Below are 13172 nucleotides of genomic sequence, written 5' to 3' on the forward strand. Positions count from 1 at the left end.
ATTGATAAAATCTCCTCTTCAAATATTACAACAATACTGGAAATATGATACTTTTAAACCTCTTCAGGAAAAGATTATCAATTCGGTACTAGAAGGTCACGATACATTTGCTTTATTACCTACCGGAGGAGGAAAATCAATTTGTTTTCAAATACCTGCCCTACTAAAAGAAGGTATTTGTGTTGTAATTTCTCCTTTAATTGCATTGATGCAAGATCAGGTACAACATCTTCAGAAAAAAGGCATTAAGTCAATAGCGTTAACCAGCGGAATTAAATATTCTGAACTTGACACTTTGCTTGATAACTGTATTTATGGCAATTATAAATTTTTATATCTGTCCCCAGAGCGTCTTCAACAAGATATCGTCCAAGAACGATTAAAACAAATGAATATAAACCTCATTGCTGTAGATGAGGCTCATTGTATTTCACAATGGGGAAATGATTTTAGACCTTCATATAAAAAAATAGAGATTCTTAGAACAATTCATCCTGCTGTACCTATGATAGCTTTAACAGCCTCTGCAACAGTAGAAGTTGTTGATGATATCATTACTTCATTGGATCTTTTTCAACCAAAGATATTTAAACAATCTTTTTTTAGATCTAATCTGGGATATCTAATAGAGCATGTATTAGACAAGAATTTTAAACTTACTCAGATTCTTAAAAAACATCCTGGAACATCTATAGTCTATGTAAGAAATCGAAAATCTGCAATTGAGATTAGTGATTTTCTTAATGCTAGCGGTTTTTCTTCAACATATTATCATGGTGGTGTAGACGCTACAGAGAAAACAAAACGTTTTAATCAATGGTTGAATGAGGAAATCAGAGTAATGGTAGCTACAAATGCATTTGGTATGGGAATTGACAAACCAAATGTACGAACCGTAATTCATTATACGGTCCCAGAAAGTATAGAGAGTTATTTTCAAGAAGCTGGAAGAGCTGGTCGTGATGGCTTACCTTCATTAGCATTTCTTTTAAAAAACGAAAATGACACTCATCGTTTACACAATCAATTTATAAAAATATTACCCGATGTCAATGCAGTTAAGCTTGTATATCGAAAACTCTGTAGTTATTTCCGAATTCCTTACGGAGAAGGTGAGCAAACTGTTCATGATTTTGATTTTAACACATTCTGCAAAACATATGAACTTCATACACTAATCACGTATAACGCATTACAATTCCTGGATCGTTGCGGAGTAATAAGATTCACACAAAGATTTACCAAAAAAAGCAGTGTTCAGGTTCTTACTACAGGGAATTATCTTCTGGATTTTTTAAAAAACAATACAGAATATGAATACATTACTAAAGCAATCTTAAGAACGTATGGCGGTATTTTTGATGAAGAAATAGCTATTAACATACCATTAATTTCTTCAAAAGTAAATACTTCAGAAACAGTAGTTATCGAAACTCTAAATAAGCTAAAAGATGCTGAATTAATTGAATTTACTCATACTCTTTCTGATGCAGAAATTATTTTTTTAGTACCCAGAGAAGATGATCGCACAATCAATAGAGTTAGCAAACATCTTATTGATCAAAATACTTCTAAAATTAAAAAAGTAGAAGCTATATTAAAGTTTACAGAAAATAAAAGTAAATGTAGTAGTCGGCTGTTATTAAGTTATTTTGGAGAAGAAAATACTGTAGATTGTGGATTATGTAACTTCTGTACCAATAAGAAAAAGAATGTATCACCTATAAATGTTAAGAAAATACAAGATGATATTATCCTTCTTTTACAAGGAAAAGACTTATCTTCAAGAGATTTGATATCCCATTTAACATATCCCGAAAAATTAATTTTACAAGTATTGCGGGAAATGAATGAACATAGTATTATAAAAATCAACCACGATAACAACTATCAATTAGTATAAAATAATGAGAAACTTACGAATCCTATTTATGGGGACACCGGATTTTGCCGTTGAAACCTTAAAAACTATTATAGAAAACGAATATGATGTCGTTGGAGTTATTACCGCTCCTGATAGACCTGCCGGACGAGGAAGAAAACTTAAAGCTTCTGCGGTGAAAGAATATGCCATATCAAAAAACTTAAAGGTATTGCAACCAACTAATTTAAAAGACGAGCATTTTATTGAAGAATTAAAATCATTAAATGCCAACCTAAATATTGTGGTAGCTTTTAGGATGTTACCAAAAGTCGTGTGGAATATGCCAGAATATGGCACTTTTAATTTACACGCATCCCTTCTTCCCGATTATAGAGGAGCTGCTCCGATTAATTGGGCAATTATTAATGGAGAGAAAAAAACAGGGATAACTACTTTTTTTATTGATGAAAAGATAGATACAGGTCATGTTATTTTTCAAGAGGAGGTAACAATAAAAAATAATGATTCTGCGGGATCACTACATGATAAGTTGATGACAAAGGGAGCTAAATTGGTATTAACTACTATAAAAGCAATAGAAAGTGATACAATAATTGTAAAACCACAACCTAAAGACACCGCTTTTAAGACCGCTTATAAACTAAATCGAGAAAACACAAAGATTAACTGGGAAAAAGATATATACACCATTAATAACCTTATAAGAGGATTAAGTCCTTATCCTTCTGCCTGGTGTCAACTATATAATAAAGGAATTTCTGAAAACATAAAAATATACGATGCAAATCCTGTAGAAGAGGTTCACAATAATGATATAGGAAAAATCATTGTAGAAGATTCTGATATTAAAGTATCTGTAAAAGGAGGTTATATTATTATAAATAAACTTCAACTTCCTGGTAAAAAAGCAATGGAATCTAAAGCACTATTAAATGGTTATGTTTTTTATAGAGATGCAAAAATGTGCTAGAGCCTAAGTATAGTAAGGGTTTGAAAATTCATAGAAAACAACATTGTTTATTAACAATCACCCTTAGTTATCAACAAATCCCTGTATTTACTGGGCTAATCCTTGCATGAATCATAAATCCGTATAAATTTGTAGAGCGTTTAACATAAAAGATTGGTTTAACCAACAATTAATTTAAAAACAGAATTATGAACAAAACAGAATTAATCGATGCAATGGCAGCTGATGCTGGAATCACTAAAGCAGCGGCTAAAAAAGCCTTAGAATCTTTCTTAGGAAACGTTGAAGGTACTCTTAAAAAAGGAGGACGTGTTTCTTTAGTTGGATTTGGATCTTGGTCAGTTTCTAAAAGAGCTGCAAGAGAAGGTAGAAATCCTCAAACTGGTAAAACTATCAAAATCGCTGCTAAAAACGTTGTGAAGTTTAAGGCTGGTGCTGATTTATCAAGTTCAGTTAACTAATCAGTTCTTTCGATATCATTTAAAAGCTCCCACATGGGGGCTTTTTTTATGCTTTTTTTAAGTTTTTTTTGGCAAAAAAGACATAACTACTTTGATTATTAGAAATAATTATTTAGCTTTAAGATAAAGAAAATCTATTGTATGATATCCCTTCAACCCTCTAAAGGACATTTATTAATTGCTGAGCCTTCTATTATTGGAGATGTTTCCTTTAACCGTTCGGTTGTACTTTTAGCGGATCATAGTGAGCAAGGATCAATTGGTTTTATAATGAATAAACCTCTTGATTATTTACTTGCCGATCTCGTTCCAGAGATCGAAGTAGATTTTAAGATCTATAATGGAGGTCCTGTAGAACAAGATAATCTATATTTTATTCATAAAGTACCCGACTTAATTCCTAACAGTGTTGAGATATCCTGTGGTATTTATTGGGGAGGGGATTTTACCATTGTGTCTGAACTTATCGCCAAAGACAAAATTACACCTAATGAAATTCGATTTTTTCTAGGATATTCTGGTTGGGATTCTAAACAACTTAATCAAGAACTTGAAGCTAATTCATGGGTAATTGTTGAGAATAGTTATCAGAAAAATATTTTCGGAAAATCTTATGACACTTTCTGGAAAGAAAAAATGATTGAACTTGGTGGGGAGTATATGCTTTGGTCTAATGCTCCAGAAAATCCTACCTATAATTAATCTCCTAATCTAATTCTGGTATTTAATATCCCCAATAATCTTTTACTAATCTTTGAATCATACTCTTTTTTTCTGAACTTCGTTATTGGTAAAATTCCTGTAATTACATTAGTAATAAATAATTCATCTGCTTTTTGAAGTTCAAAAGGTGAAATAGAAGATTCTTCTACAGTATATTCTGGTAATTTTTCAAGGATACGTATTAGTTGAGTCCTAAGAATTCCTCTTAAGCATCCATCAGATAAAGGAGGTGTCTTTATCACATTTCCTTTTACCAAAAATAAATTTCCATTTAAAGCTTCAATAATCATTTTATTAGAATTTATTAATAAACAATTATCAAAACCGTTCTCTTCCGCAAAAATTCCGCCAAGAATATTAACCAATTTATTATTTGATTTTAACGTTGAGAGAAGATCTGTTACTACATGGTGATCTTTAAAAAGTGTAACTTCATATGTCTGATCAGCTAAAGTATAAAAATTGGAGTTTAACTTAACTACAGAAATATTATATTCTATCTCATTGGATGAAGGAGTATATAACCCTCCAGAAACTCTATTTACAATAAGTTTCACTCTTACAGAAGAATTCATTAATCCATTTTCTGTCACCAGATTAATAATTTCTTTTTCTAGAAATTCTGGGGTAAACTGCATTGGTATTTGCATTCTCAAGATGCGCATTGAAGCCATTAATCTAAAATAGTGATCTTCCCAAAATAAAATTACTCCAGAATTAACCCTAATGGTTTCAAATAGAGCATCTCCATACGCATACCCTCTATTACTAATAGCCAATACGGCCTTATCATCCTCTACCAATTGTCCGTCTATATTAACCATAAAAAAAGTCCCATAAATTTGATTTTTTATGGGTGTATAAAATTTGTATTATAAAAATAAAGATTTATGCAGAACCTAAAACATGTTTTAAATTACCGATCATGTTATCCCAAAGCATCTTATTTTCATCCATTTCATCATCTTCAGAATAATCAGTAACCATTAGGGAAACATCTTTGGTTATTTCATCTACTTGAATTCGTAATTCAAAAAAATAATCATTTCCTTCCTCTTCATCTTCTACCCACCTAAATTTAATTCTTTCGCCACTTTTTCTACTTAAAAGTTTTGCTTCTTCTTCAGAATCATCCCAAATAAATGTAAATAGTTCTCCTCTGGAATTTACATTATCAGCAAACCACTCTGAAAGTCCAGAAGGTGTAGATATATATTGATATAATAGTTGCGGTGATGACTGTACCACAAATTCAATTTCATATTTTGTTTTTTCAGACATATCATTAATTGTTGGTAAGCCAATATATAGATTAATTGTCGACTTTAAAAGTACATTGAAAAAAAAATTAATTATGCATAATTGTTTGCACCAATGTTTTTTGTTTTTATATTTGCACCCGAATTAAAATGATGTAGCATCTATTTGGCGAGGTAGCTCAGCTGGTTAGAGCGTTGGATTCATAACCCAGAGGTCGGGGGATCGTGCCCCCCTCTCGCTACACTAATTCACTTAAGCCCTTTATTTTAAAGGGCTTATTTTTTTTCAAACACTTTTTATACTCAATGCCACCAAAAGAGTTTTAATCAATTAAGTGTGGTTTTTCTATATTTTTAAACATTCTAATAAATCAAAACAGGAAGAATTCTTTGTAGAAATTCTTGCAATAAAGAAGAATTTATTAAAAATCTACCTATCAATTTTGTTATACTATTACAAAAAATAGCAGTCTCAAATGAGACTGTTTGTAAATAAAAGTCAGTTTGTGTGCTTCATATCGTTATTCAATCATGATTCGCTTCGTATAAATAGAGCTTGTTTTATCTTTCAATTGAAGCATATAAAGTCCTTTTGGAAGATCTAAAATTGGTATCTTAAAATTTGATTCAGTACCTAAATAAGCTTTTTTCATAATTCTACCGTTCATATTTGTAATTGACAGTTCTCCACTAATTTTTTCCTTTGAGGTCAAATAAATATAATCGGTGGTTGGGTTAGGCCAAAAGTTATATATTATTTTTTCCTGAGAATTTACAACATCTCCTTTTTGATTATCCTGTTTATTATTTAAAATGGCAAAAGTATTACTATTATTAGTTCCTGTTTTAAGACTTAAATCATCAAAATAACCATCATTTGACCTTCCACTATTTCGTTGACTCAATAAAATCACTCTAACTTTACGTGTACCAGAAGGAGCAATTCTTTCTTCATTTATTTGCTCCCAGTTATTGCTATTCCTTTTCCAATCACTATCAAAAAAACTTAATACTTTATTATTATCATTTCTATATTCTACTTTAATTCTGCTTATATCATTGCCACTATATGACCTCACAAAACCATTGAATAAGAAAAACTGTCTACCAGCATCTATAGAATCTGCATATTGTTCTACATTAACATCTTGATAGATTTCCCCTGTACTTGAATTACCTAACCAAAAGATATAGCTTCCATTCTTAGCATTTGGATAACCATTTTGTCCACCTTGAACACGTTTTTGATTACCTGATACCTGAGTCCAGGCATCTAGGCTATTTTGTTCAGCGCTAGACTGCTGAAGTAGATTATCACCATAACTCACATCGCTTCCGACTGGTTCTGGCAAGGTATATGTCGCCATCATTGCACGATGGTCACTAGCATAACCATTTAAATTTAATTCTGCCTCATCCCCTGTTGGACCAAATCGCACAGCTTTTGTAACTGTAATATCGTTCCCTCGGTGGTAAATGATATCAATTCGGTCATATACCTCATTAGAAGACTTGTTTGGAGTCCAAGTATTTCCTGGTTTCGACACTTCATTTGGGTACAATGAGCGCCATGAATCTTTCATTCCAATAATAGTCGCTCGTTTACTCGTAGGCCAAGCTATTTTCATCGCATGAATTCCAGCATCTACAGCACGTTGAGTCCAATCCAAATGACTTGGCTCATTAAAATCACCAGTAAAAAAAACAGGAGCCCCCGCAGGTACCCAACTTTGAATAGTATTGATTATCCCGATCATTTCAGAAGAACGAGCTCTATTAGATGAGTTAATAGCTTGTGATTCTGATGTAATTTCTCTATCTCGAATATCATAAGGTCCGTATGGATAAGATGTCAAATGTGCATTAAACACATAAATTTTTAAACCGCTGGGTAATGTTACCTGGATACCAGAAGAATTTGTAGATGTAATAGGGTAACGAGAAATAATAACCTCACTACGGCTATAACTATAATAATAAAACCCTAAAGAGTTAGCTACACTTTGTGCAGCTCCATACGATTCTTGTATACCAATAATATCTGCTCCAGAAGATTGTATAACATCTAACACAGCATTGTTACTAGTAGTAAACAATTTGTTAAAAGTCATTACTTTTAATGTATTCTGTGCTTCCACTACTCCTAAAAAGCAGAATGCTATTAAACCAAATAATAGATAGTTTTTTTTCATTTTTGTTATTGTTAATTAGGTTTTAAGCATAACAGTTTTTCTGTTATATTGAAGTGAAATTATTTTATTTAATTCTTATACATACTAAGCTTCAATTAAGCTTATGTTAAGTTAAAATTGTTTTAATTGTGGCATACCGATACCATTCGTATAGTATTTAAAAAAGAAAACAAACAAGACTATATATAATCTTTTAGTATTTTAGTAACACTTCAATGCTTCTTATTGAATAAACGATTACCAATATAACTAACTAGTAATACCATTATCAGTGAAGTATTTCCTTCGATATAAAAAATTGTATAGAGTATTGGTTTCGATATTTTTATTATTGAATATAGAAGGAAGCGCTCAAGAAAAACTATTAAAAAATATAATATCTGACACTACTTATCACACATCTCTTGACATCACAGAAATCTCAGGCAATCTTTTATCCGTTACTTACAAAACCTTACCAGGTAATCAGTCTGGACAGCTTCAAAACAAATTATGGGTTTGGAGAGCCTCTGAAGTACCATGGAAATACGCTCCAATGGCAGAACAATTTCTACCCAAGGATGCTACAGAAAGTGGATCATATGTTATAGAAAATTTGAAGATAGCAATTGATACAAAATATATAGTTTGTTATTCTGTAGGCGCCGAAGTAACACAAATCTGTACTTGCACTACTCTAGATGGAAATACCAAATCCCTCGAAAAACGATGGGTCTCCATCAAATTGATAGAGGTAAATCAGAATTCTATAAGTTTTACGTATGAAACTCTCTCTGGATATCTTCCAAAAACTTATAATAATTGGTTTGGTGTATGGGAAGGTGAAGCCTCTCCATATAACCTAACTAAAGCATTAGCAAAAGGAACACCAAGTGATGATTCTAATATCAATCAGGGAAGTCTTACGAACTTATCCATGGATATTGGTCAGACCTATACATTCATCTATTTTGTTGGCAGTGAAGAATCACAAGCGGCTTCTATCATTAGATTTACAATGCGGTAAACCAATTGTACATCAAAACTTTTTTTAGTATATGCTTAGCATCAATTTTATCTGATGAAATATGATGAAATATTTTTTTTCATATCATATTGATAAATTTAATACAGTTAAAGATCAATAGCCTGAAAAGCAAACAACTCCTACCCCTATTTTCACGTGAATAATCACTGAAAATGAGACGATTAACTTCAAATTAATATTCTAAAAACCATAAATTATGTCAACAAAAGAAGCACAAAACGCTACAGCAGTGCAAAATCCAACAACACAAATTGAAATTAATGCAATAGTAGGTAATCAACTTTCTGTTCAATATACAGGTTTACCCGGTAATCGACCAGATACTTATGGAAATTATCTTGTTGTATGGAGAAATCAAAATTCAATTCCTTACAATGATCCCAATCCAGATGGTTTTGTTGAAATTACAGGAGATACTTCTCAGGGTTCACAAGTATTTGAGAATATTACTGTACAACCAGGAGTTACTTATGTAGTTGGGTATGCAGTTGGTCCCAAATTATCTCCTGGTCAAGAATGGGGTAATGTATGTACTACTTGTTTTATCACAACAGATCAAAAGACTTCTTACATAACTCCAGAATTAACTGATTTGGTAGCAGCAACAGATTCTGTAACTATGAACTATAAATTACCAAGTGGAGCAAGTCCTAAAGAAAATGGAGCTTGGGTTGGAATTTGGCAAACAGGAAATGCTTCTTATGATCAAGCACCGATCGCTGCAAACTCTATACAGAACCCTAGTAGTCAAGGAGGTGCAGCAATTAACGGTGTTCAAATATTAATAGGCCAAATATACACTGTTGCGTTATTCACAAGTGGTTGGAAAGCAGGACCTGGTGGGACAAATGTACAAACAGCAATGTCTTGTACTGCTACTATAACTACCTGATATTATATTATTATACATATAATAATGAGTCAAAAAGGTGTTATCTAATATCAACACCTTTTTGCACTCAATATCAATAAAGTTTTATGATGTTGTGAAATAAATTTTTATTCGCAATCCATTGGATATATTATGTTCAATACATATTGTCATCTCCTTAAGAACTCTTCTCACCGATATAAATAGCATATATGGCTTTTTTTAATGCAACTTTGAATGATCAATTATATGTTGCCGAAACAACTGACACAGACCAAGGTTTTGCTGCATTTTTGCTACCACAACCACCTTCAAATCAACTAGAAGGATATGATATTTCTCAAGCCTTAACAGATAGTACTTTAAATGGAAGTTTTATCCTTTCTGCTTATACTCCTGATCTGGAGACTAAGGAGAAAACAGATGAATTTGTCAAAGAAGCTTTAAAGTTATTGGGAACTGGTCGGTATATTATTTGGATATTAGATATTACCGACTTTAGTTATATTGAAAATACTATTTTCATGACTATTGCGGGTGATGGTTCTTCTATTATTAAAGGGGTTCCAATTCCTTTGGTTCACAACATTTCATTACAGATTCAAAGTGGAATGAAACTAACAGCTACAGATGACTCTATTAGTTTGGGAATTAAAGATGGAAGCGCTAAAATTTTGTTTGTTGGACCAGATGCTCCCGATTCAAATATAACCTATGCTATAGAGGGAAACATTCCACTCACGGGAAAATATCGTGGGGATATCAATTTTTCATCATTTATAGAGCGAGGATCTTTATCCAATGATTTTAACTGGGGGTTTCAGATGCTGATTCCATTAGAAAACAACCCTAACCAAACTGCTAAATCAGAATATTTTCCTTTTGCAAGTGGACAATTCCCTTCAACAACAGATCAAATAGGCTTTGATATTTTTATTGATCCTACCGATGTTTTTAATCAGGCTTTCAATCGTATAGATTCTCATTCTATAATAGAACAATATAACTCAAGAAGAACAGTATTTAATTTTACAGGAACAAATAAAGATCAAAGTGAAACTGTTTTAAATGCATTTTATTTTACTACTTTGGGAAGTACTATTCAGTTAATTCCAGTAGGAAATAATAATAACGGATCGTTACAGGCAAGACTTACCTTTACCAATGGTGAATTGTATAGTGCCAATGCACATCAAAAACATTTTGCTCCCGAAGGTGATTTTATTGTTACTATTGATGGAGCCTCTTCAGATACTGCCATTCCTTTACAATGCGGATTACAAGGGACAGAATTTTTTAATGTGCAACCTAGGGTTAATGGGAATATGGGTGACAGACTGCGATTCATCACAAATCAGCCAGCGTATGCACCAGTATATCCATTACCCATATCTTCTCCCGTTACCGCTCCTGTAGACCCAAATGCTTCTTTACTAAATACAAATTATCAAACATCCTGGTGTACCATAACTCCGGGAGATCAAAACAATACTCCATCATATGTAGCACAACCTAAGGGATCAGCGTTATTTTCTAATACGCAAATAGCTGCGTCAACTCTTTTAGAGCATAGTACACCAAATTTTACTTTTGAATCCAATGATGCAGTGTTGTTTCCTATGCTCCCATATGCTGCGATTCAGCCTGATGATGGTAATGAAGGGTTCAGTAAAACAGAAATTGAAAATTTTGAAAAACTATTTGTCTCTCAGATTAGAAAACAAAATATTAATTCTATACTTATTGATGCTCAGATTAAAGCTAAACAAGAGTATCTAAAATCAACAGATGCAGCTAGCGATATCGGTAATAATGTAACTACACCATCTGGTCTTATTGCCAATTTATTAGGGTCAAATAATAATCCTATATGGAACGCTATTTATCTGGCACAAAATCAAAAAACTTCCCAAAGTTCTTTTGAGAAAATGTATTTTGAAGATCCTGTTGAAGACCTAGTTCAGGCTTTTCAAACCAGTGATTTGTTTTTGGTTGTTACCAATAATGAAAAACTAGGCACAACAGATGTTGATGCTACCGGTGCTAAATTTCATAATAAAATGTTCATAGGAGATTGGACTATGGAAGCTAACACAGGTACAGAAAATAAATATAATGATTATAATAACATCATTATTGTCAAAGGAAAGAAAGGAAAACTTTATGATCCAAACGATATTGAAAATAGTTTAGTTACAAACTGGCAAAAATGGACTGCCAAGGATACATTTGCCGCACCATCAACACTTGATAATAATGGCACCCTTTTACCACCCGATGACGCTCAACTGGTCATTGTTTCACAATGGATACAGTCTTATTTCGAAGATGCTTATAATCAAACAGACACAGCATATTTCGGTAATTTTAATACTATAGCTCAGGATGAAAATTGGACTGGTATTCTGGTATTGCGAATGGATATTTCGGGATTACCAGATAACCTTACCGGGATCTTATCTGGGGTACGAGATCCGGCTGGATTTAGAGCACATCATTTAGGAATCAATATTACACCTGTTGAGAAAGGTAGTAACGGTCCAGAAATTAATAATCCGAGTTCTATGTTCGGACTTATTTATTATAACGATCCAGATTTTATCCAACAAGAATCACCTCAACCCATACAGCCTAATTTATCTGAAACTTACGATTTTGTTTTACTCAACCTAAAAGTACTTTTTGAAAATACAGCTGTCAAAAGCTTTCAAAGTTATGCACAGTTAACCACTAATAATTATTTTGGAACTCCAGTAGACCATATGGGTACGGGAGGAAACAAATACAACACCATGATTCTCAAAGGATCTCTTCAGTTCAAAGGAAATGAAGCTTTGTACAGTCTAAATACTGATGGTGTAAATACATTCTATTTTGATAATCCTGCGATTAATAAAATTGAAATATCAAATGTCAATTTCAGTACCCTACAAAATGATCCTAGTGGAAATATTATTAGTAATTTTTCTATTAATGGTTATTGGGATTTTAAAGAATTGATGATTCCTGCAAGTGATGATGACCCTGCAACCGATTTTGATATTTTGTCTTTTGGAAATGTAGAAGGGGCTGATGTATCAAATAAGGGATTGATTTTTAACAATCTATTAATCAATATGGTGTCTCCACCGTATGTTCCAGGACAAACAGAGCAATTACCAAAAACAATGACATTTGTTACTTCTCAAATAACTTTTGATCAAGGGCGAAGTACACCACGTTCAAATAGCATTTATGTGAATTTTGCACTCAATCTGCAAGGGCTTACCCAAGGAAGTTCGGATTCACCACCTTCTCAAAATGGATACCTTACCGTAATTACAGATTTAAAAGTTAGTCCAATCGATGGCTCTTCATGGGTAGGGTTAACATATAAACTCAATATGGGAACTCCAGGAGAACTAGCAGGTAATGTGGGTTTAACTTCTACCTTACTCATTGCATGGAATCCCACAGCTACAAACGATGGGTCAGCTCCTGCAGTACTTATGGGAATTACACTACCCGGAACAGGCGGAGGTGCTAAATTAATAAGTCTGCAAACAGTACTAAAATTATCTATCGGGCAAATACGCCTAACATATGACACTAATAAATCCTCCTTCTTATTGATGTTTACAGAAATCGCACTGAAGTTTTTAGGATTGTTAAAAATACCACCTAACGGATCCTCACTATTCTATCTTTTTGGTAATCCAAAATCAAATGGTAAAGCATCCGGATTGGGTTGGTATGCAATGTATAATAAAGATTCAAAATAATAAAAGACTGATTGTTTCATCTT

10 protein-coding genes and 1 tRNA gene are annotated in these 13172 nt (G+C 32.7%); 8 read left to right on the forward strand and 3 right to left on the reverse strand.

The annotated features are described in order from the left end of the window. The first annotated feature begins 1 nt into the window (after position 1). The 4 genes from FOF46_RS11080 to FOF46_RS11095 all read left to right on the forward strand — a co-directional run bounded on the left by FOF46_RS11080 (position 2) and on the right by FOF46_RS11095 (position 4018). The gene (locus tag FOF46_RS11080) at positions 2 to 1903 is read left to right on the forward strand and encodes a RecQ family ATP-dependent DNA helicase (protein ID WP_333924824.1); all 1902 of its coding nucleotides are present in this window, start codon (positions 2 to 4) and stop codon (positions 1901 to 1903) included. A 4-nt stretch (positions 1904 to 1907) separates the two neighbouring features. Next, positions 1908 to 2855, forward strand: coding sequence for a methionyl-tRNA formyltransferase (gene fmt / locus FOF46_RS11085; RefSeq protein ID WP_143916504.1), 948 nt, complete (start codon positions 1908 to 1910; stop codon positions 2853 to 2855). Positions 2856 to 3043: 188 nt separating this feature from the next. Beyond that, complete coding sequence (locus FOF46_RS11090) at positions 3044 to 3316, forward strand: HU family DNA-binding protein (protein WP_027413194.1); 273 nt, start codon at positions 3044 to 3046, stop codon at positions 3314 to 3316. A 141-nt stretch (positions 3317 to 3457) separates the two neighbouring features. Continuing rightward, positions 3458 to 4018: a YqgE/AlgH family protein gene (locus FOF46_RS11095; protein WP_109437762.1), complete on the forward strand. Its 561-nt coding sequence runs from the start codon at positions 3458 to 3460 to the stop codon at positions 4016 to 4018. Here the strand turns inward: FOF46_RS11095 and FOF46_RS11100 are convergent. Both FOF46_RS11100 and FOF46_RS11105 read right to left on the reverse strand, forming a co-directional pair. Beyond that, a complete protein-coding gene (locus tag FOF46_RS11100) occupies positions 4015 to 4863 on the reverse strand; it encodes an aminotransferase class IV (protein ID WP_109437763.1) in 849 nt (282 codons plus the stop codon). The genes FOF46_RS11095 and FOF46_RS11100 overlap by 4 nt on opposite strands. 64 nt (positions 4864 to 4927) lie before the next feature. Then, on the reverse strand, positions 4928 to 5320 hold the full coding sequence (locus tag FOF46_RS11105) for an START-like domain-containing protein (RefSeq protein WP_109437764.1): 393 nt from the start codon (positions 5318 to 5320) through the stop codon (positions 4928 to 4930). A 146-nt stretch (positions 5321 to 5466) separates the two neighbouring features. On the opposite strand from FOF46_RS11105, the gene FOF46_RS11110 reads away from it, so the two are divergent. Beyond that, positions 5467 to 5540: transfer RNA gene (locus FOF46_RS11110), tRNA-Met, on the forward strand. 279 nt (positions 5541 to 5819) lie between these two features. On the opposite strand, the gene FOF46_RS11115 is transcribed toward FOF46_RS11110, so the two are convergent. Beyond that, positions 5820 to 7490 carry an endonuclease/exonuclease/phosphatase family protein gene (locus tag FOF46_RS11115; protein ID WP_143916505.1) on the reverse strand — a complete coding sequence of 557 codons (1671 nt, stop codon included), beginning with the start codon at positions 7488 to 7490 and terminating at the stop codon, positions 5820 to 5822. A 271-nt stretch (positions 7491 to 7761) separates the two neighbouring features. Between FOF46_RS11115 and FOF46_RS11120 the strand changes: the two genes are divergently transcribed. From FOF46_RS11120 to FOF46_RS11130, 3 genes are all read left to right on the forward strand, one after another. Continuing rightward, a complete protein-coding gene (locus tag FOF46_RS11120) occupies positions 7762 to 8496 on the forward strand; it encodes a hypothetical protein (protein WP_143916506.1) in 735 nt (244 codons plus the stop codon). Positions 8497 to 8713: 217 nt separating this feature from the next. Then, on the forward strand, positions 8714 to 9409 hold the full coding sequence (locus FOF46_RS11125; RefSeq protein WP_109437767.1) for a hypothetical protein: 696 nt from the start codon (positions 8714 to 8716) through the stop codon (positions 9407 to 9409). A 191-nt stretch (positions 9410 to 9600) separates the two neighbouring features. Further along, positions 9601 to 13149: a hypothetical protein gene (locus FOF46_RS11130; RefSeq protein WP_143916507.1), complete on the forward strand. Its 3549-nt coding sequence runs from the start codon at positions 9601 to 9603 to the stop codon at positions 13147 to 13149. The last annotated feature ends 23 nt before the right edge of the window (positions 13150 to 13172 follow it).

This window comes from Aquimarina algiphila (assembly GCF_007489275.1).
Classification (GTDB): Bacteria; Bacteroidota; Bacteroidia; order Flavobacteriales; family Flavobacteriaceae; genus Aquimarina; species Aquimarina algiphila.

Bases quoted from the DNA above. Each gene is read 5' to 3' on its own strand.
- fmt (WP_143916504.1), top strand. From the start codon at position 1,908: ATGAGAAACTTACGAATCCTATTTATGGGGACACCGGATTTTGCCGTT.
- FOF46_RS11090 (WP_027413194.1), top strand. From the start codon at position 3,044: ATGAACAAAACAGAATTAATCGATGCAATGGCAGCTGATGCTGGAATC.
- FOF46_RS11095 (WP_109437762.1), top strand. From the start codon at position 3,458: ATGATATCCCTTCAACCCTCTAAAGGACATTTATTAATTGCTGAGCCT.
- FOF46_RS11100 (WP_109437763.1), bottom strand. From the start codon at position 4,863: ATGGTTAATATAGACGGACAATTGGTAGAGGATGATAAGGCCGTATTG.
- FOF46_RS11105 (WP_109437764.1), bottom strand. From the start codon at position 5,320: ATGTCTGAAAAAACAAAATATGAAATTGAATTTGTGGTACAGTCATCA.
- FOF46_RS11115 (WP_143916505.1), bottom strand. From the start codon at position 7,490: ATGAAAAAAAACTATCTATTATTTGGTTTAATAGCATTCTGCTTTTTA.
- FOF46_RS11125 (WP_109437767.1), top strand. From the start codon at position 8,714: ATGTCAACAAAAGAAGCACAAAACGCTACAGCAGTGCAAAATCCAACA.
- FOF46_RS11130 (WP_143916507.1), top strand. From the start codon at position 9,601: ATGGCTTTTTTTAATGCAACTTTGAATGATCAATTATATGTTGCCGAA.